The organism is Niastella populi, from assembly GCF_002078015.1.
GTDB lineage: Bacteria > Bacteroidota > Bacteroidia > Chitinophagales > Chitinophagaceae > Niastella > Niastella populi.
The window spans coordinates 34,648-60,734 of record NZ_LWBP01000214.1; the positions used below are offsets into that span (position 1 = coordinate 34,648).

The window sequence follows — 26,087 nt, forward strand, 5'->3', positions numbered from 1 at the left end:
ATAGCTGATTTTATATTGTCGATCATGCATTTGTTAGTTAACTTAATTTGCCTAGCGTTACCACCCGGTTGCAGTAAGTTCCGAGTTCCTGATCCTTTGATGCGATCAGTATGGTGGCGGCAATCTCTTTGCTGATATACCTGATCACTGCGGTTTTATTGTCGGGTGAAAGATGTGCGAACGGTTCTTCCAGTAAAAGCATACGTTGATTGGCCGCAAGCGCTCTTATCAGCAGTATATTTTTACGAACATTCTCCGGCAGTTTATTCCCCACGGGTTGCAGTAGTGTATCATAACCTTTCGAAGAAGCTTTTACAAAGGCGGTAAGACCGGTTATCTGGCAGAGTTGGTTGATCTCTTCCATACCAATGGCAGGATTGCCCATGGTAAGGTTATCCCATAGCGTGCCATGAAAAATATCCTGGCTGCCCAGCAGGATACCGGTATGTTTACGAAGGCTGGCCACCTCGTAATTTCCGATGGGGACATTGTTCAGTAAAATATTGCCGGTGTAGTTCTTAAATGCGCCGGTAAGCAGGCGCAGCACGGTAGACTTGCCTGTACCCGATTCGCCCCTGATCTGCACCATTTGACCAGGTTCAATTGCAAAGCTGATGTCGTTCAATACCGGCCTGTTATTGCCATAGGCAAACGTCACGTTCTTAAATTCCACGGCCACGCCTTCCTTCAGGTCATCCAGTTGCAGGCTGCCGCTTTGTTCCGTTTCCGCATCGGCAATAACGCTCAGTTTTTCCACTGAAACAATTGCGTCGTAAACAACGTCGAGGTTAGTGATCAGTTTTTCGATGGATATAATGATGGCGATGATGACGATATCGGCGGCAATGAACTGGCCCACGTTGATCTGTTGATTTACCAGCAGGTATGCGCCGATTATAAGCATTGCGGTAGTGATAAGCACTTTAAACGAGATCAGGCTCCAGAACTGGGTTAACAGAACCCCGAAATAACTTGTGCGGTACCCGAGGTAATCACTCACCAACACATCGGTTCTGTTGAGGTGAAAGGAGGTACCTTTTGAATATTTGAATGTTTTGATCGATCGGGCGATCTCCTGTAACCAGGCGGCTACGGCGTATTTGTAAGTGCTGGCCTTATACGCGGCCTGCAGGCCCCGGCCTGAGGATGCCAGGATGATAGTAAGCACAATGGCGATCAACACCAGGCCGAATGCAATAAACACCGGATGATAAAAAGACAATAAGAGTAGCCCAAGCAATATCTGGATAACCGCAGCCGGCAGTTCCAGCATCAGTTTGTCGATGCCCTTCTGCAGCGTAATACTGTCGAAATAACGGTTAACCAGCTCAGGCAGATATTCATTGTCAAGAGGTTCGATATTCAGTTTGGGCAGTCGGTCGGCATATTCAAGCGAATAGCGAACAAAAAGTTTCTGCTTAACTTTTTCAATGATCTGCAGTTGCCTCACCTGTAACAGGCCGTTGATGAATACGCCAAAAACAACCATGCCGATCAATACGACAATAGATGTGGAAATGGTACCGGCCATAACAAAGCTGATTATCGACTGAATGCCCAGTGGAAGGGAGAGCTGCACAAGTCCCGCCAAAAGGGCGAACAGGCAGGCTGTGGCAAAATCTTTCCGGTCGCGGAACAGAATGCTGTTGAGCTTAACCAGTGACGGTAACAGAGAAATGGATTGGTGTGCCATGGCTTGTTGTGGCTTAATAGGTTTGGATGTAAATGTATACTAAAACTATCAGTTATGATAGTAATACTATCATAAAAAGATGTAAAAGTATTATTAATTAAAGTATTGATACCGGCCTGGCTGCCTGCCGGCGAAAATGTTCTTTTGAATTGGGCGAAACAGAAAGGGGGGAGGGGGCCTTATCAGGCATGCAGTGAATGGGCAACTTCTACTGCCTTAATTCCAATGAGATGTAATTCAATATGCCTGTCTTTTGCTTTTGTCGTAAACTCGCTTATCGTTTCCAATATGTCGTAGTCTATAAAATTACAGTTGCTTCCATCGATCGTGAGGGCCGTATAAGGAGAAACTTCATCCAGCGTTTTTTTAAGTTTTACTTTATTTAAGAACGTAACGTTGCTGTTTAATTTTATCAGTTCAGTTTCTATTCCGTGTATCACCGTGCGGGTGATCCTGTATTCCGCTCTGAAATTATTTTGTATTATAAAATAAATGGAAAACAGGAGGCCTATACTCACTCCGATCAAAAGGTCGGTTGCCAGGATCACAATGATAGTCAATACGAAGGGCAGGAATTGTTTCCAGCCCAGGCTAAACATGTTTTTGTAAAGTTTTGGTTTTGTTAAGTTATATCCCGTAACCAACAGGATGGCCGAAAGAGATGCGAACGGGATCAGGTTGAGGATGAATGGGATCAGCAATACAGCCAGAAGTAATAACACTCCATGTGTAATGGCAGCCGTTTTGGTACGCGCGCCGGCGTCTACATTGGCCGCACCCCGCACAACAACGGCTGTTAAGGGTATTGCACCCAGCAGGCCGCAGGTAATATTGCCGATGCCCTGTGCAATCAGTTCCCGGTTCACCGGTGTTATGCGGTTATGTTTGTCGAGCTTGTCCACCGCTTCTATACACAACAGCGTTTCCAGGGAAGCCAGTAATCCGATAACCACGCCGTCTTTCCAGATCTGCGTGTTGGAGAAGAGCTGATCAAACGCCGGAAATGAGATGTTTGAAAATAAGCCGGCAGGGATATTGACAAGTTGGTCTGGTTTAAGCGTTAACACGCTGTTTGTGTTAATAAATATAACTGAGAACACGATGCCCGTGGCTACTACAAATAATGGCGCGGGAGTGTTAGCCAGCTTTTTAGCAAAAGGCCGTTGCAGCAGCACGAGGAGGGCCAGCGAAAAAAGCGTAATGATTAAAGAGCCTTTACTTATATGCTGAGTTAAGGCCTGATATTTTTTTGGTGAGAACAGATCATGCAGGCCGCTCGTCCAGAAATCAGGTTGATCATACCCGATTGACAAAGGGAGCTGTTTTGCAATTAACATTATGCCAATGGCTGCCAGCATTCCTTTAATTACTGCGGAAGGAAAATAATTGGCGATGCTTCCCAGTTTTAGCAAACCAAGTAGCAGTTGAAACGCTCCTGCAATAATTACCGCCAACAGGAAAACATGGTAGTTACCTAGTGTAATGATTGAGCCGGCTACTACGGTTGTTAACCCGGCTGCCGGTCCTGATACGGCCAAAGGCGAGGCGCTGATGGATGCTACCATGATGCCGCCGATGATGCCCGATAAAAGGCCTGCATATAAAGGCGCCCCCGATGCCAGGGCGATGCCGAGGCATAACGGTAATGCAACCAGGAATACAGCCAGCCCTGCTGCAAGATCATGCCGCAGCCACATGATGCGATAATATTTAAATGTTCGTTTCAATATTCAGTCTGCTTTAGTAAGAGATATCGATGCTTCATGTTCGCCAGTGGATCAAAAAAGTTTGGAGGGCTGTATCCATTCGATATTGGGCCAGAGGAGGCTTAACCAGCCAGCCCTTCCAAACTATAGGGCGGAAACGCTATTTGTATAGGGAACGGAAAAAAATCACATTTTTATCCAGCATTTCAACAGGTCATTGAAATGCATTTCAGCCATCTGGTAAGATGGTGGAATCTCATCGCCCCAACTGCAATAAGTGACAACTCTTGTTCCCCGCGGCATTTTTTCAAGTTGGTTATACAGGTAAATACTGTAATAGTTATAGAGTTCATTTGAATACACTATTTCATTATCTATCTTTTCGGTACCAACGAGATTTTCAAAAAATGCGTTATAGAAATAAAAATGATCATAGTCTTTTAAATCGAGTTGGGTAAAGTTCCTATGGATAAACTGAACATTGGGAAGTCCCAATCTTTTTCGGGCGATTTCCGCATGTTCTATCAGGCTTTTTCGTTGCTCAACACCGGTAAACAAAATGGATGGTTTGTAAAAAGCACCGGCCAGACAAAATTTGCCGGCCCCGCTGCCTATGTCGAGGATTTTCACTTTGTCATTTACCCCCAGGTAAGAAACGGCTTTTTGAGTAATGTGTAATGGCGACCAATGCATCCGCGCCAGTGATCTTATTGATTCAGGGTATAACTGGTGTAAGGTAGCATCGGCACTAAACCAGTTTTCCAGATCAGGCATTGATTTTGCTGAGGGCTTCATGGTGTGTGATGGATGTTTTATTGTTTCAGTTCTTCTATCGATGATTGTTTCGCATTTTATACTCATCTAACGTCAGCAGGCCTGATTTATCATTTAAGCTGCCTGGTACCACCAGGGCGATCCAGCCGTTGGTTTCAGGTTGTTGAAGTAAGATGTTTTTTTCTTCTGTCAGCAACAGGTCGTTTATACTGATGATCTTACCGTTCACTGGCATATGAACCAACACATGGTAATCGTCGAATTGAATACTGCCGATAATTTCGCCCTGCTTTATCTGCGCTGATATTTCCTCAAATTCTATCTTGTGAATTTCTTTAAACCCCGAAAGCTTAAACCGGCATACACCAATGTAGGCTACCGAACCCTGGAAGTCTATCCACTCATGATCGTTGGTATAGTATAAGTTTCTCTTTATTAAATTTTGGGTTTCCATAGCTGCTGAGTCATGTGAGTGTTATAATTTTATCCAGAACTGTAACAGATCGCCTGCCTGCGAATCAACTAAATGATATTCCGGAGGAATTTTAATGTTCAGGCAATGGAAAGTAGCAGCCCTGGTTCCTGAGGGCATTGCTGAAAGTTTTTTATACAATTGCTTATGATAATAATTATATAGGAAAGTGGAGTGCTTTACCTTGTCATCTATTTTATCACGGTCCATCAGGTTTTCATAAAAGGAATTGAAGAAATAAAAATGGTCATATTGGCCGAAGTCCAGTTCGGTTATATTGCCATGTATAAAATGTACATTTTTCAGTCCCAGTTTATTTCTTGCATTTTCTCCATGGGTTATAAGATGTTCCCGTTGTTCAACTCCGAAAAAAGAAGCGTAGGGTTTATAATAAGCACCGGCGAGGCAAAATTTGCCAACACCGCTGCCAATATCCAGGACTTTAACGCCGGGATGTGTAACCAGAAAGGGAGTTACCATTTGAATAATATGCAACGGTGTCCAATGTCTGTTAGCCAAAGATTGAATAGAGTCAGGAAATAATCTGTTTAATGTTGAATCTGTACGAAACCACTTATGTATCGGGTCCGAGGCGGTATTTGCTGATTGCATCGGTGCAAAGTTACCAGGTTGGTTAATCGGTAACTGTTAACCTTGTCACTTAAAAAAGTGACATTTGTCAATTTTAGTGAGAACGATCTTTCCGGCTGGCCGGTTATATAATGGGGGAGAGCGCGGGTGAAAGACCATCTGTCGGGCTGAACGGTTATTTATAATTGGCTATTTTAATCAGCTGTTTAACGTCATGAACGATGATCTTCCGGCCCTTTGTTTCAACTATGCCTGCTTCTTTGAATTCGGTAAGTATGCGCACAGCCCGCTCACGAACCGTTCCAACCAGGCTGGCCAGGTCGTCACGGCTGATATTTATTTCGACCGGCATCCCCGGTTGAAAATTCTGTTTATACTTTTCCCGAAGCACAATTAATTGTAAGGCCAGTCTTTCCCTTACCGATTTTTGAGCAAAAACCGACAGGCTGTTAGCCAATACGGCAAATTCATGGCTTAGGGTCTTAAGTAACCGTTTACTTAAGACGGATGATTGTTGTATTGTAAGTAGAAAATCTTCTTTTGGTATAAAGGCAATTTTGCTTTTTTCCAATGCTGAAGCCGAATCGGGATACCGGTCTTCTGAAAGAATTGCATGATAACCTATCAATTCTCCCTTGTTGGCAACATAAATGATATGTTCTTTTCCGTCTTTGTCTACTTTATATTTCTTTACCTTTCCATCAATGATATAAAAAATACCGGAAGGGTAGGCTGCTTCCCTGAAAATGATCTCTCCTTTTGAATATTCCTGTTCAGTTTTATTTGCTGTCAGTAATTCAAAATCTTCGGCAGGCAGATCCTTTAAAATAGATTCGCTTTTAAAATCCCACTTATCAATAGGAAATATGCCATGTAAACTCATGAGTAGCTGCAAATTTACTTTTAATTTTCCTATTGGCCCCGCAAATATAACAGGTATGTAAAGCAGGCTGCGACCAAACGTTGCATGCAGAATTACATATTTAAGGATATAGATATACACAACAGCGCTATAAATATAGGTTTGCGGTCAAAGCCCTATCTTGTGCCAATGGAAGAAAGTTTTGAGATACCGGTAACTTACAAGAATAAAGAATTCATTTTCACAGCTGTATTGCAGCGCTCTGGTTATTCTTACCGTATTGTTGTCAACCTGGAAGAAATATCGATCTGTTTTGAACCGGATGAAGAACGAAACTTCAGGGTAGTGATGATGCCCGGCCAGCCCGAACGAGCCATGGATCGTATTGACAAAGCATTGGTGGCGGTGTTGCACGACCGGTTAGTCGAACTTCTGCGTTGAAAATTATCGGGTCATTCCAAATATTATTCCATTGAATGTATGCGTACAACAATTGCAAAATGGCGACATATCAGCTGCTTTCAGGTTTGGGTTTACAATTTGTAAAATCCCGTTATTATCAACAAATAAACCGGAAGTCGATCGCATTAAAATTCAATTGTTTAGCTTTCGTTGGCAACTTTTAATGTTTTATCCTTCTTAATTATTAAGCCTGCCTGTAAGTTTTTGATCAATTGCGCAACAAACCGGAGGAGCAGTACATTATGCACCGGATAATGATTACTTTTTGTGGAAAAAGAACAGGTGCATTTTTTCAACAAAAAATAATTATGGACCAGTCGCAGTTTTTAGCGTTGATTGCTGAGCACCAGGGGATCATTCTTAAAATTTGCAGAATATACAGGAACACAAAGGAAGACCGCGATGACCTGTTTCAGGAAATCGTATTCCAGCTTTGGAAGTCTGCCCCTTCTTTTGAAGGCCGGGCAAAATTCAGTACATGGATGTACCGGATAGCGCTTAGCACCGCAATTGCTACTTACCGTAAAAAGAAACCTGCAATTCATTACACAGCTGTGTTGCCTTATGCACAGGAGGAGCAGGTAGACAACGGAGAACAAAGAGAACGATTGTATGAGGCGCTTGCCAGGTTGAATGACGCCGACAAAGCGCTCATTACCCTATACCTTGAAGATCTAAGCTACCAGGAGATCGCAGCTATAACCGGATTAAGCGAAAACAATGTAGGCGTAAAACTCAACAGGATAAAAAATAAAATACAACAACTTTTAAATATCAAAAAATGAATGATGATCTGTTAAAATCGGCATGGCAGGGTATGGTTGGCGAACCCAAAAGTGATGCAACCATAAAAAATATGATGCAGGAAAGGGCGCACCCTTTGCTCAGGCGTATCCGCATACAACTGATCATAGAAATAGCAGCTTTCACGGTATTCCTTATTGTTTATTACGATTTCTTTGATGGAGACCGGAAACCGTTGTATGCAAACGTCATATTGGTAATGGGCCTTCTGTTTGTTATAACGCATAATTTGATTGGTTATATCGTAAACAGGAGATCGGTAACCGGCAATACCATTAAACAATCGCTTGCCAGGCATGTTGCCAGGATAAAAAATTTCGCCATCGTGTCAGTTAGTACCCGTGTGCTGGCGGCAGCCTGTTTACTGCTCTTCTTTACCAGCACAGTTACATTAACTGAAAACAAACGCTGGATACTGGCAGTCATTATATTGATCTTTATTATCCAAATTGCTTTATTGTTAAGAATATGGATAAAAAGGATCGATGCGCTAAAAGGCACTGTCAATGATTTCAATGAGTGATTTAACCGGGAGGCCGTTACATACAAAATAAAAACTGCTACCATCGGGGATAGTAGCAGTTTTTAATATTTTATGATTGTATTAAAGAGCGCCTATTGCACTATAAACTTTTCAGTGGTACTTCCCGTTTGCTTAATAATTTTCATAAAATACATTCCTTTCCTAAGATTGATTGTTTCAATTTGGCGGAAGGTATCAGTTACGTCCGTCCACTCCTGCAGTAACTGACCGAATGAATTGTAAAGCCGCCCGGTATAGCGTTCCTGAGAGGTTGATGCGCCGGCAAAAAGTGTTACAGGCTCGCCTGCCGTTACTTGTGTTGGCCGTACTGTGGATGATACATTTTTTTCAAAGTTAACGGTGCGAACCTGGCTATACTTGAAACGGCCATCATTGTCGATAATTTTTAAACGGTAGACTCCCGTTTTGATTCGATCTCCTGCATTTGCATCCGTATAATAATAAGTACCGGATGTACCATTGTTTACAGGAACGGTGCCAACGGTTGTATAAGAGACAGGCGACAGGGAAGAACGTTCTATTTCAAACCTGTTCACATTGTCCTGATCGGCTGTTTTCCACGTTAATTGCGCATTTCCCTTATGGGCAATGGCCGTAAACGAAAGAAGCTCCAGCGGTAAAGTGGCATTTGGAAATACAAGCAGGTACAGCGTCGCATTGGTACAGGCAGCAGGTGAACCATTATCGCAGGTCTGGTAAGTATAATTTATCGGGCCATTAAAACCACTAACCGGAGCAAAAGTATAATTACCATTCGATAAAAGCGTCAACGTGCCTTTGCCGGGTGTGGTGGTGGTTTGTGCGGTAATAGTCTGGGTATTGTTTTCCGGGTCGCTGTCGTTGTCTTTTATATTACCCGATACGTTTGTATTTAGCGGAGTACTGTTATAATCATCTGCAGCCAGTGTTGAATTTGTGGTGGCAGCAGGAATAATTGTAATTATCTGATAAGCGGTTGCACATTGCGGTGTGGGCGACTTCGTATCGCACACCTGGTAGGTTAGTGTATCATAACCCGTATAGCCAGTGGTGGGGGTATAAGTGATGGCGCCGGTGCTGCTGTTCACACTTGTAGTGCCGTGAAGCGGCGCTGCTGTAACAGCCACCGAAGCAGGATTCAGCGTAACGGAAGTATTATTACCCGCTTTGTCGTTTGCCAAAGTATTTAACGTAACGGCTGTATTGATGGGAGTTGCAGCCAGATCCGTATTGGCAAAAGGTTTATTGGTAAAACCGGCTGCATCGCTTACCGTTATGGTTAAATTTATATTTGCACAGTCAGGGTTCACAACGCTGCCCGGGCACATAGGTACTGTAAATCTGAAAATGCCTGCAACCGCAGAGGTAAAGGTATAAGTACCGTCGGAGTTAATAGTGGGTACCGCCGGGCCGGGATTGCCGGGAAGTGCGGTTGCAGTTCCATAGGTTGTTCCGGTCGGTTGTGTATCGTTGGTACCTACATTTCCGGATACGGAAGTGTTCACAAAGGTGGCGTTGATATCCGGTCTTACTTTTATGCAGCGTGTGTATGAAACAGAAGTGAATCCCAGGGTAACGGTGCTGGTTGAATTAATCGATTTACCGCTGGTCATCACAATTCTTGTTACCGGGCCGGGGATCGTTAATGTAATACGGTTGGTGGTAACTCCCGTACCGCCGGCGGTGTTGGTGCCGGTAATAGTATTGCCGCCAGAAATCGTAATACTGCCTCCATTCCCGGGGTCGGCAACATTATCGCTGAAGTTAGCTGCGCTTATAGTGATCGGAGTAGCATCATTAAATGCGGTGATCCTTAGTTGATCATTATTATTGAGACCTGCGCAACGCAAACTGAAGTTGGTAACCGCCTCGGCAAATTGAAAGGTATAGGTGGCAAAGTTGGCTGGGGTGGTACTTGGGGCATTGGTCGGCTGCACAAAAATATAGTTCCCAACAGTAGGGTCGTTTTGGATCTGCACACCTGCCGACCAGGTGGCTGTACCGGATACGGTAGCCGAAAATGTAAACATTCCACTGCTTAAATTGGAGATAGTTGCCGCTGCAGTTGAATTGGAATTAAAATTTGAATTCAAGGCGTAACCCGGTGTATTGATCGTGGTCGTTGATCTTACCGTTGCAGATATACATTGAGCGAATAGGGTATGACTAAAGCAAATAAAGAATCCCAGCAAAGGGTACAGTTTTTTCATGCGTAAAAGATTTTCGCTAAAGTACAATATAAGGGCAAATACTTAGCCTTTAAAAATTACAATACACATAAATTTCCGGATCAATTTCTTATAAAGTTTAATTTTTTAATGGTGTTTGGGTATAGAAGAAAACACGCATATGATATAAACGTAATGGGTGCCCTAAAACAGCGGCTATACCTCCTGTTTATCGCCATTGTAATGAAGGTGCCCGGGGAAAAGCTATTGTCTCGTTTATCATTTTATGAGGGGTGATATAACAAAGAACTACGAACTGATAAAAAATGAATTGCTTTCACCGGGTATTCCGAAATCAATTACCAAAACCAACGCTCTGCTTATTGAAAGATGGAGCGATGGATGGGGACTAAGTTGGGAAGGAAAGACCCGAATGATAAAACATCTTTCTACCGGCATTTATCTGATGAAGGGTCCGGCGCTACAGCAGGTGTACAATTCATACAGGGCCGTAACAACCATTAAATTGTATGACCTAGATTAAAGCTGGAAATATGGGCAAAAAGTAAGAAAAGCGGGCTGCAGGTTACAGCTTTTGGACGGGTATGACTACTATGAGTAATATTGTTATTTTATAATATGTATCTGCTCGTTCCTGATCGACTACCACGGCCAAACCCAACACCATATATACATTTTTCCTTGCATACAATTATCAGGCCATTCAGGGCCTGAGAATGAATCAGTGGCAAGCGTTTTTATGAAGAAGAATGAAACTGACAGCAGATGAATCATAAATTATCCGGAGAAAGGAAAAGACTGCTAACTTCCTTCGATAGACTGCTCGAAGGGCCGATGATATTCCTGGGATTTGTATGGCTGCTCTTGCTGATCGTCGAACTGGTTTGGAGGCTGAATCGTCAACTTGAACTGCTGAGCCTTGTTATATGGATCATTTTTATCTTCGATTTCCTGGTAAAGTTTGTTTTAGCTCCGGAAAAACTGCGTTTCCTGCGAGCGAATTGGCTTACAGCGGTTTCGCTTATCGTTCCGGCCCTGCGCGTTTTTAAAGTGTTCAGGATTTTCAATATGCTACGCGGATTAAGGGGAATACGGCTTTTGCGCCTCGTTTCATCACTCAACCGCAGCATGAAAAGCCTGGCATCAACAATGCGTAGAAGGGGCTTTTTCTATGTGTTCCTGCTAACACTGGTGGCCACTTTTGCGGGCGCCGCAGGCATGTATGCCATCGAGCGACCAAACCAGGGTTTTGAAAACTATGGAATGGCCTTGTGGTGGACAGCCATGCGGATCACCACGGCGGGTAGTGATTACTGGCCGCAGACAGCTGAGGGCCGCAGCCTGGCGTTTCTGCTTGCTGTATTCGGTTATGCGGTGTTCGGATACGTTACCGCTACGCTTGCGACCTTCTTTATAGGGCGCGATGCCGAAGAAAAGAATGCGCCCGTGGCAGGTTCAAAAGAGATCGCAGCGCTAAAGCGGGAAATCACTGATCTTAAGAGACTGATCATGGAGTTAAGGGACGGAAGTAAAGAAACGAGGAACAAAGGCTAAGAACACATCATTTGCAGTTATTTTACTTCGCTGGTTCGACAGCCTTCGCTATGAGTTGATGAACCTTAAAAGGTGTATGCCGAATACTCTATAGTTTGTTAATTTTTGATAAAAATGAAGTTAATAAGTCAAGTGTCGAAGGATACCAAGATACCTATTGCAACAATCCGGTCCTATGAAAGATCTGGTTTCATCCTTTCCATTTTACTAAGTTCACGAACAGCCGAAAAATGGCGCCCCACCGTTATCATTTTTTTTTCTGCATTTTCTTTTTAAGCAATGCGATATTTTTTTCCTTTCCTTCAGTGAGAAGATTTCGGCAATAATCTGTAAAATAGAGATGTGATTGCAGGAAATGTAACGACTGTTTGACAGGGTTATCTATTTGAGTATTGGTATATAATTTCCGCTCCTGCCATACTAGTGCATCGAGGTGTTCAAAATCGGTCGTTCCCAGGTGATAGGTATCTGCGTCACACAGTATTTGCTCAACCAGGCTAACTGGTTTAACCGGCATTTTCGTTGCCATTATACATTTGCCTGCCTCATACTGCAAATGCGCTTCAACATTATATTTATCTAAAAATAATCGCATTACGTCAACACTGGTTTCTTCGTGTCTCTCCACTTCACCCAATAAATAACCTGTATCATGAAACCAGGCCGCAGTTTGTAATACAAATCTTTCCTGATCGTTTAATTGGTAATGATCTGCTATCTCAGAAACATGCCGAACCACAGCTTGTGTATGCTCAAGGTTATGGTATACAAGGTGGGGGTTGCCATGGTTGTAAAATAATTTTTCTACATGCAAAGGCATCTCAGTGATAATATTTACAGGGTAGTCCATCGCTTTTTTCGCTATTTAAAAATGTTCAATTCCTCATTATAAACCATAACCTTGTATGCCCAAATTTTTAAAACACTCTTTTCGGGTCTTTATTTACAGATCTGTTTCAGCCCGGAGTTCCTCTTTGTGTTTTCAATCAGCGTGATAGTTTTTTCCTATATTATCAAAACCCAGGTAGCTTATGATAATGGTGATATTTTCGGCTAAAGTATTTTTTTGTTGGCCCCGCATACTTTATTATATACAAAACGTCTTACTTTATATATTAAAGCAGCCTTTACATCTAGGTAAATAAATCGCACACTAAGAATTAAGTGAAAGAAGCTGGATTGTAAAAACAAATTTTTACTGAGTGAAAACTTATGTAGCGCCATCTGAAGGTGATCGCTTAACGGCCTTCTGTTTCGGCGCACACGTTGCTAAAGCCACACAGCGCTGGATAGGGCAAGCTGTTTACCCGACAGGGCGACACAATGAAGAAAAATGGAAACTTACAGAAAAGGAAAGAGTAGGCACAATAGACATTATTGAAGCTGGTAAGGTACTCCGTAATTAGACCGATGTTCGTTTTTACGTGTCTACCTTTTTGGCTTTTAAATTACCGCCAATGATCACCGGAACGTCCGGATACATCATTTCACATTCAAAATCGCCTCCTGCAAATAACCGGCGGCCCTCCACGTTGGAAGCATGTCCCTGAACCGTGAGATTACCTGTTACCATAAGTGAACGGATCTTTAAACAGCGCATACGGGAAATTTTGCAGGTAAGCTTTCTCATATCGGAGTAGGATACGGGTTAGCATAAATTTTAAATAAAAGATTGCTATTGTTCCAATTCAGGTCATCATAACGGCTAATTGCATTTTCTGTCTTAGAATAAGAATCAAAGAATTTCTTTGTTACACGTTTTGTTTTGGGCATTTTCGAGGTTGGCGATACAGAGTCGTTAACAGAAATAATCTGCTGAGTAATGTCTTCATAGGTGTCACCCAGCCTTCGAATATAAAATTGGTCAGGAGCTGTCCTGGCTTTTAGCGATTTGTCAAATTGATCAATCTTCTCTTTTAGATCTTTATAAATTTCGGGAGAGATATAGTTACCGTTTTTATAGTTTTCAATTAATTTGTTCGCGTTCTTATGAAGTTTGTTTAAAGCGTGCTTCAACGTTTCCAAACGCTCCTGTCGCAATTTTACCGTGTCCTGGGAAAACAGCTTTGTGCTTGAACTGAGAAATAAAGAGCAGAACAGTAAATTTTTAAAGCCAGTAATCATAAGCCGGGTAAAGTTGGTGTGGCTTTTCATGTGAATGTTATTAAACAATTGAACTAAAATCATGCATACATCAAATGCATCTATCCGTTTCATATTATTTCGATTGATCAGTTGATTTAGTTTGGTTTTTTAAAAAAGACAACTTTTTCGACCGCTTCATCATCATCCAGGCAGCAAAAATATTACAATGCCGATAATTCCAGCTATTATCATTTCGGACCGATTCTTATACTCTTAGAAACCATTTAACCGGCCTTCTTAATGAAACCGGGTCAGGGTAGTTTTTTACATATCCCGTCCTCAATAGAAACTGTATCTTTCCGTTTATACCGGTTGATTGATTGACGGGGTCAGTTGCCGGGCTCTCTTCGAGGATTTGCGTCATGGGATGAAGACCGATCCCCTTATCCCGGACTTTCAGGAAAAGCCGTTGCATGAGTTTACCGGTTTCAATAAGGTCAGCGACAGCATTATCATTACTTGTAATAATAATCCATCCGCCGGAATGCGACACTTGTTCTTTAACTCTATCAATTCCCTTTTCACGAAAACTATTTTTCAATGCACTTGATTTTCTAAAGAAGTTGCGGACAACCCAGCCTGTCATTCCTTCCATTTCCATGCCCGCAGTGGTAAGTCCGTCGCGATAACTCTGAGCGTCCTTACTTGAAAAACGTATCCATTCAGCCAGTTCTTTCTGTGCATCATCCCGGTAAGCCTGTATTCTATTGGCCTCGATGGTTTGTTCATTGAGCCATCGATATTCTTTTGATGTATTGGGAAAATAAAAAAAATGGAGGTCATCAGCCAACAAATACGCAAGGTCAGCTTTTCTCAGGGCTGCATCAAAGTACCCGTTTCGAAGCGTTCTGCGGCGCTTGATCCTTGAAATATCATAACCGGGAACTGATCCCGTTTTTATAAGTCTTACTTCTGCAATATTTTCATCCTCATTCGTAGCAGCTATAACATTCCAGCGGCAGACATAACCCCAATGGGAAGCTGCATACTCCAGATTTTGCATGAATGCACCTATGGATAAAATTGTTTCCCGATGTGAGGGATCTACAGCAGGCAGCCACTTCCTTTTATCATTGCCGATAATCCAATGATAAGGTTCAATGTATTTTACAAACCATGGCTGAGTATTGTGGCCGCTTGGAGCAAGAGAGGCGAGGTAAAGTATTTCATGTTCATCAGGGCGAGGAGTAATATCGCTTACAGGCTCGTCCTTTACATCGCTGCGGATAAAATTTCTCTTGTCGCTGAGTAAATAAAAAATACCTCCGGCTGCGAGAATAGTTCCACCCGTTATCTTAAAAAATTTTCTTCTATTCATTTCTGTGTTGTTCTGTATGTGGCTATGATAGAATAATTGCATTCGCAATAGTTCCAAACTTTGCATCCTGCCAGGTTTTAAAAATAGGATACTGAGAAATGACTATAGCGAATACGGCAGGAATCCACCACCATCCTTTTTCAAAGTAGAGCGTAACGGCCAGGTGGCAATAAATCCTACCATTTCTGCTATATGCCTGCTGAACCAACCACAGATAAACTGTTTATCCGACATAAAATTGCGGATTGTGCAGCACAGTGGTCCAGCTTGCCCTACAACGCTATCTGTATCCCACGCTTTTTCATTTCTCCAGCCAACTTTCCTGAAATCTTCCTGCATCCGCAATGCTTTTGGTGTTCCAGGTGCCATTCAATTCTTTGTTCAATAGTAGGGTTTTTTGGCATAAGATGGGCTTTATGCCAGACAGCATTGAGTTTGGGAGGCTTCGATTTCATAAATACTTTCTTCAAATATTTATTATAAGTCCCTATCTGGAAATGACGCTCGTCACAAGGAGAAATGAGAGTGGGCAGCCTGAATTTTTACGATCCGTTTAATATGGATATCATATCCGGCGACAGTGTTGCGGTTATATCGCTTGCAAATTTCAGCTTTATCGGGACTATCCTTCGCCATTTATCTTCGATCTTCTTTACGAGGAATTTTCCAGCCCAATACATTCCTTATGAGTCAGTAAACAAAAGTACAGCACTCGCAAAGGAGTCCGTTGAATGATCTGGCTGGCCTGATTCCGTTGCTATTCAATCATCCTTTTCTAATTTAAAAATCTCGTTGACAGTTGTTTTAAAAACCTCAGAAATTTTTATCGCAAGAACAGTTGACGGAACATACCTTTCTGCTTCAATAGAGTTTATTGTTTGACGAGAGACACTTACTTTATCTGCTAATTCCTGTTGTGTTATATTCAGCTTTGCCCGTTCGACTTTTAATGTATTTTTCATTACCTGCCCCGTTTTTGGAAATAATACATCATCAAATAGAAAAAGAGCATACTCATGACAACTTGTCGACCAGTTATATTTGCAATAGGATTTTTGAAAAGCAAATCAATAAAAGGTACGATAATAACGCAGAGCACTGCCGATGTGAAAGTCAAGGCCATTGCTTTTAATCTTATAAAGACGGTCATTTCATCTTCAATCTTATCTTTTGACCATGCGACAAATAGCAATCCTAAAATGAATGCATTTAAAGTAAAGACATGGAATAGTTCTTTTTGAGATTGAATCATTTCTACACTCATTGCCTTAATTATGATAGCAGGCACAAATGCCGAAATCATTACGACCAGACCAACTTTTTTAAAATACTCAGGTAGCAAGAAAGGTTCTTTTTTGCATTTTTTGCTTTCCATTTTGACAAGTTTATTTTTCTTAAAGACAAATATACTTTACATTTTGAAGCAACCAAAAAAATTATGGAGGCTTAAAGAAAACAGGGAGAATAAAAGGGCAGTAAAAACAGGTATGTCTAAAAAGCAAAAAAACTGCGGATCATTGATCTTGCTGGTTTTATTACTTTAAGTTTATCATTTAACTGACGGTTGCGTGCACTGCTCCGCCGGATCTGTTTTAGATATCTGTATGGTAGATCCTTGCACATTAAAAGATGTTATACAAACAAAAGCAATCGGGTATCGGTAGCTTATTTTTAACTGTCAGGCAGAAGTTGACAAAAATTGCTAAATTCTCAAACGGCAAGTTAAAAAGATATATAAGCCGGTGATGAGGATCGGGTTCGAACAAATGTACAATTTGATAAAAATACCTTTCATGGAAAGTTGTGCGGTCGTCAGCAAAACTTCAGTCTTACTTTACTGTGCTTTATCTGCATAAACCAGTGCCTCATCAATTCCGTTTAAATAGTTTTTTACCGAATAAGTAATGGATACATCTGGCTTAAGTGGCCCATCATGCCCTTTCCAGTTTTCCCAATACCTGGTAGAATAGCCAATGATAATTTTGGTATGAGGTAACCTGAAGCCCCTTACTTCCCCATAATGATTCACACTGCCGCTGGTTGATTCGCCTACCAATGTGGCATTGGTGCCCCGTTTAAGTTCAATTGCATTCATTATAGCCGATGAGAAGGTTTGCTTGCCAATTAGAACGATCAATTTTCCTTTGCTGTTCAAATAACTTTGCCTGATGCGTTCGATAAAGGGATTTAAAATAGCAGAATTACCGCCACTATTGTAACGCAGGTCAACCACGAGGTGCTGCGGTTTTTGTTTATCAATCACAGTAAAAAGTTCATCATTAAATGCGGAGAACGGATGAGCATCCTGTTCCTTGCACTTATTGTAGTTAAAATAAAGGGTGCCGCTTCCCGAATTATATGCGTACCAGTAATATTTCTCCCTCTGTTGAGAAAGCGGCCTGTTTTTTATAACTACCAGGGGAAGGTTATCGGCGTTTGTACCAGCTACAGACTTGATGACACGTTTAATAGTTTTGCCATCGGGGGAGGTTAAATCAAAAGTGGTTTCGTTTGTACTGTGCGTGATCTGCAAGCCTTTTAAAATAACCGGGTTACTAATAAAATGCAGCAACCCCGCATCAAAATAGGATGGGTTCTTACTTTGAATGATTTCTTTGAAAAGGCTGGTTACTTCAGTGATGGTATGATCGTTTATGCCGGTTAGCCGATATTGTAGAATATCAGTATTATTTGTGTCAGTTGCAGTCACGAATATCCCTTCCGTGAATTTATTAAACCTGATGGGTATCACTTTGGTAAAGACGGGTTCTATGTGTGTATGCTCATCGCCAATGGCAACCGTAAGTTTAAAAAGTTCAGCTATAAATTGCTCATCATCTGGAGTAGTTAACCGGGATTGGATTGCAGTGATGGTTTTATCAAAATCTACTTTATTCATCTTCGCAAACAGGTTAATATGCCTTTTGGAAGCGTGTCTTTTAAATATTGTAAGTCTTCAAGATAATCGGCCCTGGATAATTGCTGAGAAAAGCCTAAGGTGCTGTGAAGCAGGGTCAAAACAAGGATAACTGTAGTTTTCATCATATACCTATAAAAGATATTGCCAGTCGTTAAATGTTGCATGGCTGATACTTTGAGTCAAACAAAAAGTACGAACGTCGGTTTTCACTGAGGGCACAATGTACGTCATTTTTAGTGCAGTAAAAGCGCTGCACCGTTGCACAAACATGGATGCAAAGTAGTATAAATGCCGGCGGCTACGCTTGCGCAGCGAACCGAACGCTTTAGTGTACCTGAGTAACCCGGCAATGCCCCAACGCTAAATTGGCCTTATATTTGAGATTCATATACCCTAATTTAATTAGAACCAGGTTCTCCGGCTCCGTTCTGGCTTTGGTTGAGGCAAATACTTTAAAAGTACTTGCATATGACTAGAATACACTCAATCAAACGCTTTCTGCTTCCCGTCTTTTTAACCATTACAGCAAATACATGGGCTCAGTCTTATAATTGGCAAAACGTAAAGATCGGGGGCGGAGGTTTCGTCACCGGCCTCGTTTTTAATCCCTCTCAAAGCAATTTATTATATGCGCGTACAGATGTAGGTGGCGCTTACCGCTGGGATGCAGCTACCGGTAAATGGATACCCCTGACAGATTTCATGGGACAGGATGAGGAAACCTATTCAGGAGTATTAAGTATAGCTACCGATCCCGGTGACGTGAACAGGGTATATATGGCCGCCGGATTGTATACAGCTTCCTGGGCCGGTAATGGTGCAGTGTTTTCATCAACTGATAAAGGGAGTACATGGACGAGGCACGATCTCACCATTAAACTGGGTGGTAATGAAGACGGCCGGAATAGCGGCGAGCGGCTGGTAGTCGATCCAAATTCAGGTAACATGCTGTTCCTTGGGTCCAGTAAAGATGGTTTATGGAGTAGTATCAACTATGGCAGCACCTGGAGCAAGGTAAATAGTTTTCCTGTATCCACATTCAGCGGGGCAGGGGTATCGTTTGTGCTTTTTGACAAAAGCACAGGGACAGCCGGTAATGCAACACAAACCATTTATGTAGGTATAATGCAAACAGGTACCAACCTGTATAAAAGTACAAATGGAGGTGTAACCTGGACTGCTGTGCCTGGTCAGCCCACTACGCTTATGCCTTTGCAGGGTGTACTGGCATCAGATGGTAATATGTACATCACGTATGCTGACAATCCGGGGCCAAATAATATAACAACGGGTACCGTATACAAACTTAATACACCAACTAATTTATGGACGCAACTGCCTCTTCCGGCAGGCCAGGGAGGTTTTTCAGGAGTAAGCGTCGATGCCTCCAATGCCAACACTATATTGGTCAGTACCTTAGATCGCTGGTGGCCGCGAGATGAAATATACCGTAGTACCGACGGCGGTAATACCTGGACGGCCCTGCTCACCACAGCTACCTGGGATCAGTCTTCGGCCCCTTATACCTCCGGTTATACAGCGCACTGGATCGGAGATGTTGAAATTGACCCTTTTGATAATACAAAGGCATGGTTTGTTACCGGTTATGGCGTATATCGTACAAACAATATTACCGCTGTACCGGTTACATGGACGTTTCAGAACAATGGGCTGGAACAACTGGTAGCCCTGTCACTTGCAAGTCCCGCATCGGGCGTACCGTTGTTAAGCGCCGTTGGCGACCATGACGGTTTCAGACATATAGATCTGGCTATCTCTCCGGTGGCCGGAAAGTATAATCCATCTTATGGCACCAACGGTAGTATTGATGTAGGGCAAAGTAATTCAGATTATGTAGCTAGAACTCACTACAACAGCGGTGTTAATTTCGGCGCTTATTCAACAAACCAGGGTCTCAGCTGGACAAGTTTCGGCAGCTATCCGGCAGGTACGAACGGGCCGGGAAGTATCGCTTTATCCGCCAATGCAGCAACAATGCTGTGGTCGCCCAATGGAGCAGCGGCAGTTTATTACTCAACCAACAATGGCACTACGTGGACGGCTGCTACCGGCATCAGCAATGGCGAGGCTATTACAGGTGATAAGGTAAACAGTAATAAATTTTACGGGTATAATGCTACAACGGGCGTCTTCCATGTAAGCACCAATGCAGGCATATCATTCTCCAATGGCGCAACCGGCCTGCCAACATTGCAAAGCTGGGAGTTGTGGATGGCACAGGCAAGCGCTGTTTTTGGTGTTGAAGGAGATGTTTGGATTACCAGCGGATATAACGGTTTGTATCACTCGGTGAACAGCGGCGCTTCATTTACAAAAATAAGTGGTGTGGATGCAGCCTATAAAGTGGCATTTGGCAAAGCAGCAACTGGCGCTACCTATCCCGCCATTTATATACAGGGTAGAATTGCAGGTACGTACGGCTTTTATCGCTCCATCGATGGTGGAAGTACTTGGGCCCGCATCAATGATGCCAGTCATAACTATTTAGGTGTTCGTTCCTTTACAGCTGATCCTAAAACATTTGGCCGTGTTTATATAGGCACCAGCGGCCGCGGTATCATCTACGGTGATGATCCCGTTGCATTACCTGTGTTATTTTCTTCTGTTAGTGTTACAACGAGAACCGCAATCAATACCACATATGCTGATATAAAATGGAATACTTCCTATGAAAACAATGTCGCTTGGTTTGCTGTAAAAAAAGCATAGAGGGGGGTGAATGGAAGGAATTAGGCCGGGTTAACAGTAACCTGCTTCATTCGTATATGTACAGCGATGATATTACTACATTAAACGGGTCGGTATTTTACCGGATCAAAGAAGTGGCTTATGATAATACATTTAAATATAGTTCTGCTGTTTCATTGCGCCGTACCGCAGTAAGCTATACCAAAGTGAGTATAAGCCCTAATCCGCCTGCAGGCAATGTAATAAAAATAACTATTAGCAGCCCTGCGACCCAATCTATAGTCATCCGATTACTGGATGTAACCGGGCGAATTATCCATTCAAGTTCCCTTATTGGCATTTCAAATGGAAATAATGTTATTGAATTGCCTCCCATCCCGTCTGTTAAAGGAAGTATAGGTTTTATTGAAGTGTTGAATGCAGCACAAAACAAACGAATAGAGGTGATCAAACTTGTTTTTTAAAAGCAGGGCGTTGAGTTTCTGAAAAACGATCGCTTCGTGATATAATTTATTTAGTTGCGCATCTGTAGTGAACCAGTGATTGGAAATTGGTGCCGTTGGCCTTTTCCATTTTCTGCTCATTCAATGGTTTGAAAATTACGCCAAACCAGAGACTCTCAGAATTAGTTAACGAAGAGGATTTTTTAGTAAGCAGATGCTTTGGCTGTTGATAGAATGTGTAATAGCCATGATTTTTTCTTTATTGTATTGGAAGTTTACCAGCCAATGAGAACCGGGTGTTCTCCAAACATAGCTCTCCCTGATAACTTTTGACAGCGCATTTCGCCAGCAATGTTTTTGTTGGTGGAAATGCGCCCGCACAGTCATCGATTGAGACTTTAAGATGTAAGTTCCGGAATGTTTATAGTCCGAAACTTACAATCGGTTTTAGTAATTATCTATTGCTGTATGAATTCCAATATATCTTTGTTGATAGTTTCTGCCTCTGTTGTAGGCATTCCATGTGAATATCCTGGATAAGTGATCAGTTTACCCTTCTTAAGCAATGTTGCTGCTTTTAAAGCCGTGGTTTTATACGGGACGATCTGATCGTCTTCGCCATGCAGAATCAAAACCGGAATGTCTATATTTTTCAGGTCTTCTGTAAAATTGGTTTCAGAGAAAGCTTTAACACAGTCGTAATGGGCTTTAATACCCCCCATCATTCCTTGTCTCCACCAATTGTCCTGAATGCCTTTTTTAACGTTTGCACCTTCACGGTTATAGCCATAAAAGGGGTAAGTAAGGTCTTGATAAAACTGCTGTCTGTTATGTGCCGTATTCTTTCTGATGTCATCAAAAACAGCTAACGGCACACCGTCGGGGTTGTTTTCATCTGCTATCATATAAGGTGTTACAGCGCTTACCAATACGGCTTTTGCTGCTTTCCCTTTACCGAATTTATTTATATAGCGAACCACTTCACCACCGCCTGTTGAGTGTCCTACATGTATAACATTTTCCAATTTGAGATACGCAACCAGTTGGGCGACATCTGATGCGTAGGTATCCATTTCGTTTCCCTGATAAGTTTGAGTAGAACGCCCATGTCCTCTTCTGTCATGTGCAATTACTCTAAATCCTTTTTCAAGGAAGAAAAACAGTTGAGCATCCCAGTCATCGCTGCTAAGTGGCCATCCATGGTGAAACATAATAGGCTGTCCTGTTCCCCAGTCTTTGTAAAAGATCTCTGTACCGTCTTTTAATTTTAATGTGTTCATGATGTTTGATTTAAATTTACCTGTTAAGTTAGGTTGTTTTTGATTTTAAATTATTCCTGCCAATTTATTCCCTCCCGAAACTGTCGGCAAGATGTCGCGTGCAGAGATGAAAGTGTCCGCAGATCCGGATCGTGCTGCCGGCCGGGTAAGGGGATACTCGCCTGGACCAGTTAGTATTGTCATTTTTTACCATATGGTAAATGTTTTCCCTGAAATTATTGTGATCTTTATTACATGCAAGAGCTCCTTGATTATTTACAGCAATTCGATACCCTGAATGAACAGCAGGCGGAACTCGTGACCAGCAAAGCCAACCTCCTCGAACTTCCGAAAGAGACCTACTTTTCCGAAGCAGGCAAAATGCCTAAGCAGATCGGCTTCAGCACAATAGAAAATCAACTCCAACGGCAATAGCGGTTTTGTTGCAGCAAAGGATATAGACGTAGTACATGGCAAACTATGTTTGATTCACAAAATGCTACTATGCCTTTATTTGTTTAGCGGACTGCGTCCGTGCACCGACGCTGAAGCTCTGGCGTAAGCGTCCGAAGCTCGCCGGGAAATCAGTGGGTTCGTGATTAAAAGAAAAACCCGCCTACGTCGGCTTTGGCGGGCGAAGGCGGGCTGTAGGTTACAACTTTCGAACCGGTTTGTCGCTGATCTTAATAAAATTTTAAATTTTTACAATGAGTATTTGGCAAAGATTCAAACATCGACGTGATAAAAATATATGTGCGGTGATGGGGACTGTGTTCGAACAAAAAAATAATTCTAAACAGGGACAGTTCCAGTTTTATTAACGACGTCGTTTCCGATCGGCCAAAAGATTAGGTGATCATTGAACAAACCGTTGAAAATGCCCGCGCCAGCCATGCACTACTGCGTTTGCCAGCTATTATAACCAGCAGCAGCAAACCAGTTATACCTGGTCGCAAATCGACAGCGTATATGCTTCTAAAAATCTAACGCTGAATATTTGTGATTCGTCAGCCCAATTACTTACGCTTTGCGGTAAAACCGAACCGGTATTTGCACCCGCAGTTTTAAACCAGCATTCGAATTGTGATGACAGTACTTTGTTTGCGCATTCAACCGGCACGGTGCTGTACGACGCTTACCGCGATTCATTAATAAGCAGTTTCAACGACCGGTACCTGGCCAAATGTTTGAACGCCCGCTACAATGAAACGTTCACTGTATACCAGCCCGTCAACGAATATCACCACACACTTTATTATTACGATCAGGCCGATAATTTGATAAAAACGGTACCGCCGGCCGGCATCGATATAAGCAAGTTTGCTTATGCTCGTGCTTGGTCCGATTCGGTAATTGTCGCCAGGCGCAACAAACAAATGCTAACGCCGAACCATACGTTACCAACGCAGTACCGGTACAATACCTTAAACCAGGTAATTGCACAGCAATCACCCGATGGCGGATTGTCGGAATTCTGGTACGACCGGTTAGGCAGGTTGGCTATCAGTCGTAATGCCAGGAAAAAAGGAGCCAGTGCAACAGAGGAAGGACGTTTATACAGTTATACAAAGTATGATTCACTGGGCCGTATTACGGAGGTAGGGCAGGTAAAAAACACCAGCGGTAACGGCGCCATGACGGACGCCATCAGCCGCAACCAGCCGGTGTTGGACAGTTGGATGGCAACATTATATAATCGCAGGGGCCAGATCACCAATACGGTTTATGATCTGCCTTATCCGGGTTTTATTGGTATTGGCGATCCCCGGCTGGTTATTGAGCAAAAGAACCTGCGCAACCGGGTAAGTTATACCACGCTCACCGATATGGGTACCAGCAATGCCCATAACCAGGGCACGTTTTATACCTACGACATATTGGGTAATGTAGGCTGGCTGTTGCAGGACTACGGCAGTGACAGTTACACCGCCATGGCCAATGTAATGAATAAGAACGGCAACCGCTGGAAAAAGACCGGTTATAAATATGACCTCATCAGCGGTAAGGTGAATATGGTCATGTACCAGTATGGATGGGGTGATGGATTTTTTCACCGGTACAGTTACGATGCCGAGAACCGTTTAACGCTGGTAGAAACCAGTAAAGACAGCCTGGTATGGGAAAAAGAAGCCCGCTACGAATAATACCGGCATGGACTATTAGCACGCGTAACCCTCGGAGAGCAACATAGCTTGTCCCGACTTCAGTCGGGATACAGGGAATTGACTATGCCTATACACTGCAAGGCTGGTTAAAAGGCATCAATAGCACAGGCGGCACGGATCCATTCGACATGGGCGGGGATGGAAGGTACAGCAGCCTCAACCGCTTTACCGCCAAAGACGCTATTGGGCTTTCACTCAACTATTTTGGCAATGACTATACGGCCTTAAACGGTACACCATTCCCTGGTTATAGCGGCTACCTATCAACCAGTTTCCGGCGATTGTACAATGGGAACATGAGCAGCAGCAGTGTTTATCAACGCAAGTTCGATGGTGAGCCGGGCGGGCCGTTGATCTTTTATAATTACAAATATAACCAGTTAAACCGGTTAACGGGGCAGGATGCGTACAATGGATATAACAGCACAACAAACAGTTGGGCCGAGCTAACGGTGATGGGGGAGAACCTGAAAGAACGGATCTCTTATGATGCCAATGGAAATATTCAAAAGCACCTGCGTAAGAGCATCACCGGTACGGCGGCGCATATGGATAGCCTTCGGTATTACTATTATGGAGGCACCATTAAATTAAAACGGATCACAGATAGCGTACCAACGAATGGTTATACGCACGCTGATGGTTTTATAATAGATATCGATGGCCAGCCCGATAACAATTACGTATACGATGCTATTGGCAACCTGATAAAAGACAGTACCGAAAAGATCACAGCCATAAAATGGAATGTGTATGGCAAAATAACGGAGATAACCCGAATACCCACTGCGCAGGTACCGGTTGCGTTTACTGGATAAAGACTACAACTATGTATTTTCCGCTCATCTTTATTTGCAAATTGCTAAAACTATCGAACACCCCACTATAGTCATAGATATTGTAGATTCCTATCAAAAGCGATATTATTATAGAGCCGTTAATTGGGGGCGCACACTTTTAGTTTGTTTCAAAATTAGCAATGGTCTCAGAGAAATGGAGCAATATATCGAAGAGCCATCAGGGCTATATGACACAGCCAGATTTCTGCCTTCAATTTTTCTTTTACCCCCAACACCTATAGCTATATAGGGTCCAACGCCAAAAAAGAAATTTGATTTAAGTGATTCAAGGGGTATTTTTATTGCGACATTAACCAGAATCTCTATGTAAAAAGCGTTGGCTGTAACTTTATAGTAGAAATTATCATTTGTATTGCCGCTTTGAATTTTTGAGCCTTTGCCAGTAAACAAGATCCCTGGTTGAATTGCCAAAACCTTTGCAAGACTTATATCACCCATAATACCTACATGAAATGAAGTTAACATGGTAGCTTTATCTACTTCACCATTTTTATTATAAGATACGTTGGCAAAATTAACACCACCTTTTAACCAGGCAGCATCGGTTTGAGCGAATAGGGGAAGGCTAAAGCAACTGATGATATAAAAATTAATTACTGTTTTTAAAAGTATATTTAATTCTATTTTGTCAAATTCGT

At 42.6% G+C, this 26,087-nt stretch carries 27 protein-coding genes; 10 read left to right on the forward strand and 17 right to left on the reverse strand.

Annotated elements, in window-relative coordinates; translation table 11 throughout:
• Positions 1–37 precede the first annotated feature (37 nt).
• The 6 genes from A4R26_RS27605 to A4R26_RS27630 all read right to left on the reverse strand — a co-directional run bounded on the left by A4R26_RS27605 (position 38) and on the right by A4R26_RS27630 (position 6,119).
• Positions 38–1,693 (reverse strand): peptidase domain-containing ABC transporter, encoded by a 1,656-nt coding sequence (locus A4R26_RS27605; RefSeq protein ID WP_081169767.1) that lies wholly within the window; start codon positions 1,691–1,693, stop codon positions 38–40.
• Between the two features lie 182 nt (positions 1,694–1,875).
• Positions 1,876–3,420, reverse strand: coding sequence for a SulP family inorganic anion transporter (locus A4R26_RS27610; RefSeq protein ID WP_133054800.1), 1,545 nt, complete (start codon positions 3,418–3,420; stop codon positions 1,876–1,878).
• Positions 3,421–3,585: 165 nt separating this feature from the next.
• Positions 3,586–4,194 (reverse strand): methyltransferase domain-containing protein, encoded by a 609-nt coding sequence (locus tag A4R26_RS27615; protein ID WP_081169769.1) that lies wholly within the window; start codon positions 4,192–4,194, stop codon positions 3,586–3,588.
• Between the two features lie 34 nt (positions 4,195–4,228).
• The gene (locus tag A4R26_RS27620) at positions 4,229–4,627 is read right to left on the reverse strand and encodes a glycine cleavage system protein H (RefSeq protein WP_081169770.1); all 399 of its coding nucleotides are present in this window, start codon (positions 4,625–4,627) and stop codon (positions 4,229–4,231) included.
• A gap of 21 nt (positions 4,628–4,648) precedes the next feature.
• A complete protein-coding gene (locus A4R26_RS27625; RefSeq protein WP_242675037.1) occupies positions 4,649–5,164 on the reverse strand; it encodes a methyltransferase domain-containing protein in 516 nt (171 codons plus the stop codon).
• A gap of 247 nt (positions 5,165–5,411) precedes the next feature.
• Positions 5,412–6,119 carry a Crp/Fnr family transcriptional regulator gene (locus tag A4R26_RS27630; protein WP_081169772.1) on the reverse strand — a complete coding sequence of 236 codons (708 nt, stop codon included), beginning with the start codon at positions 6,117–6,119 and terminating at the stop codon, positions 5,412–5,414.
• A gap of 84 nt (positions 6,120–6,203) precedes the next feature.
• Between A4R26_RS27630 and A4R26_RS27635 the strand changes: the two genes are divergently transcribed.
• From A4R26_RS27635 to A4R26_RS27645, 3 genes are all read left to right on the forward strand, one after another.
• A complete protein-coding gene (locus A4R26_RS27635) occupies positions 6,204–6,539 on the forward strand; it encodes a hypothetical protein (RefSeq protein WP_081169773.1) in 336 nt (111 codons plus the stop codon).
• 329 nt (positions 6,540–6,868) lie between these two features.
• Positions 6,869–7,345, forward strand: coding sequence for an RNA polymerase sigma factor (locus A4R26_RS27640; RefSeq protein WP_081169774.1), 477 nt, complete (start codon positions 6,869–6,871; stop codon positions 7,343–7,345).
• A complete protein-coding gene (locus A4R26_RS27645; protein ID WP_081169775.1) occupies positions 7,342–7,887 on the forward strand; it encodes a hypothetical protein in 546 nt (181 codons plus the stop codon). Before A4R26_RS27640 ends, A4R26_RS27645 begins: the two co-directional genes overlap by 4 nt.
• Before the next feature lie 92 nt (positions 7,888–7,979).
• On the opposite strand, the gene A4R26_RS27650 is transcribed toward A4R26_RS27645, so the two are convergent.
• On the reverse strand, positions 7,980–10,097 hold the full coding sequence (locus A4R26_RS27650; protein ID WP_081169776.1) for an Ig-like domain-containing protein: 2,118 nt from the start codon (positions 10,095–10,097) through the stop codon (positions 7,980–7,982).
• 244 nt (positions 10,098–10,341) lie between these two features.
• On the opposite strand from A4R26_RS27650, the gene A4R26_RS27655 reads away from it, so the two are divergent.
• Positions 10,342–10,599, forward strand: coding sequence for a hypothetical protein (locus A4R26_RS27655; RefSeq protein WP_081169777.1), 258 nt, complete (start codon positions 10,342–10,344; stop codon positions 10,597–10,599).
• Between the two features lie 242 nt (positions 10,600–10,841).
• Positions 10,842–11,630: an ion transporter gene (locus A4R26_RS27660; RefSeq protein WP_081169778.1), complete on the forward strand. Its 789-nt coding sequence runs from the start codon at positions 10,842–10,844 to the stop codon at positions 11,628–11,630.
• Positions 11,631–11,877: 247 nt separating this feature from the next.
• On the opposite strand, the gene A4R26_RS27665 is transcribed toward A4R26_RS27660, so the two are convergent.
• The 8 genes from A4R26_RS27665 to A4R26_RS27705 form a co-directional block, all read right to left on the reverse strand.
• On the reverse strand, positions 11,878–12,480 hold the full coding sequence (locus tag A4R26_RS27665; RefSeq protein WP_081169779.1) for an HD domain-containing protein: 603 nt from the start codon (positions 12,478–12,480) through the stop codon (positions 11,878–11,880).
• A 570-nt stretch (positions 12,481–13,050) separates the two neighbouring features.
• Positions 13,051–13,230, reverse strand: coding sequence for a hypothetical protein (locus A4R26_RS27675; RefSeq protein ID WP_133054801.1), 180 nt, complete (start codon positions 13,228–13,230; stop codon positions 13,051–13,053).
• Positions 13,231–13,256: 26 nt separating this feature from the next.
• Positions 13,257–13,847 carry a hypothetical protein gene (locus A4R26_RS27680; protein WP_081169782.1) on the reverse strand — a complete coding sequence of 197 codons (591 nt, stop codon included), beginning with the start codon at positions 13,845–13,847 and terminating at the stop codon, positions 13,257–13,259.
• Between the two features lie 133 nt (positions 13,848–13,980).
• Positions 13,981–15,159, reverse strand: coding sequence for an Acg family FMN-binding oxidoreductase (locus tag A4R26_RS27685; RefSeq protein WP_207625835.1), 1,179 nt, complete (start codon positions 15,157–15,159; stop codon positions 13,981–13,983).
• A 36-nt stretch (positions 15,160–15,195) separates the two neighbouring features.
• The gene (locus tag A4R26_RS35205) at positions 15,196–15,462 is read right to left on the reverse strand and encodes a hypothetical protein (RefSeq protein WP_165760435.1); all 267 of its coding nucleotides are present in this window, start codon (positions 15,460–15,462) and stop codon (positions 15,196–15,198) included.
• 392 nt (positions 15,463–15,854) lie between these two features.
• Positions 15,855–16,055 carry a helix-turn-helix transcriptional regulator gene (locus A4R26_RS27695; RefSeq protein WP_081169784.1) on the reverse strand — a complete coding sequence of 67 codons (201 nt, stop codon included), beginning with the start codon at positions 16,053–16,055 and terminating at the stop codon, positions 15,855–15,857.
• Positions 16,055–16,468 (reverse strand): hypothetical protein, encoded by a 414-nt coding sequence (locus tag A4R26_RS27700; RefSeq protein ID WP_081169785.1) that lies wholly within the window; start codon positions 16,466–16,468, stop codon positions 16,055–16,057. The genes A4R26_RS27695 and A4R26_RS27700 overlap by 1 nt, the downstream gene beginning before the upstream one ends.
• Positions 16,469–16,927: 459 nt before the next feature.
• Complete coding sequence (locus tag A4R26_RS27705; protein ID WP_081169786.1) at positions 16,928–17,992, reverse strand: S41 family peptidase; 1,065 nt, start codon at positions 17,990–17,992, stop codon at positions 16,928–16,930.
• Positions 17,993–18,481: 489 nt separating this feature from the next.
• Here A4R26_RS27705 and A4R26_RS27710 point away from each other — a divergent pair, with 489 nt between their 5' ends.
• Positions 18,482–20,743 (forward strand): WD40/YVTN/BNR-like repeat-containing protein, encoded by a 2,262-nt coding sequence (locus A4R26_RS27710; RefSeq protein ID WP_081169787.1) that lies wholly within the window; start codon positions 18,482–18,484, stop codon positions 20,741–20,743.
• A complete protein-coding gene (locus A4R26_RS27715) occupies positions 20,719–21,186 on the forward strand; it encodes a hypothetical protein (protein ID WP_081169788.1) in 468 nt (155 codons plus the stop codon). The genes A4R26_RS27710 and A4R26_RS27715 overlap by 25 nt, the downstream gene beginning before the upstream one ends.
• 437 nt (positions 21,187–21,623) lie before the next feature.
• On the opposite strand, the gene A4R26_RS27720 is transcribed toward A4R26_RS27715, so the two are convergent.
• Positions 21,624–22,445: an alpha/beta fold hydrolase gene (locus A4R26_RS27720; RefSeq protein ID WP_081169789.1), complete on the reverse strand. Its 822-nt coding sequence runs from the start codon at positions 22,443–22,445 to the stop codon at positions 21,624–21,626.
• 234 nt (positions 22,446–22,679) lie between these two features.
• On the opposite strand from A4R26_RS27720, the gene A4R26_RS27725 reads away from it, so the two are divergent.
• The 3 genes from A4R26_RS27725 (at position 22,680) to A4R26_RS27735 (ending at position 25,407) form a co-directional block, all read left to right on the forward strand.
• The gene (locus A4R26_RS27725) at positions 22,680–22,859 is read left to right on the forward strand and encodes a hypothetical protein (RefSeq protein WP_081169790.1); all 180 of its coding nucleotides are present in this window, start codon (positions 22,680–22,682) and stop codon (positions 22,857–22,859) included.
• 662 nt (positions 22,860–23,521) lie between these two features.
• Positions 23,522–24,568: a hypothetical protein gene (locus A4R26_RS27730; RefSeq protein WP_081169791.1), complete on the forward strand. Its 1,047-nt coding sequence runs from the start codon at positions 23,522–23,524 to the stop codon at positions 24,566–24,568.
• A 149-nt stretch (positions 24,569–24,717) separates the two neighbouring features.
• A complete protein-coding gene (locus tag A4R26_RS27735; RefSeq protein WP_081169792.1) occupies positions 24,718–25,407 on the forward strand; it encodes a hypothetical protein in 690 nt (229 codons plus the stop codon).
• A 108-nt stretch (positions 25,408–25,515) separates the two neighbouring features.
• Here the strand turns inward: A4R26_RS27735 and A4R26_RS27740 are convergent.
• Positions 25,516–26,087: outer membrane beta-barrel protein (locus tag A4R26_RS27740; RefSeq protein ID WP_133054802.1), on the reverse strand; the 572-nt coding region annotated here is incomplete at its 5' end.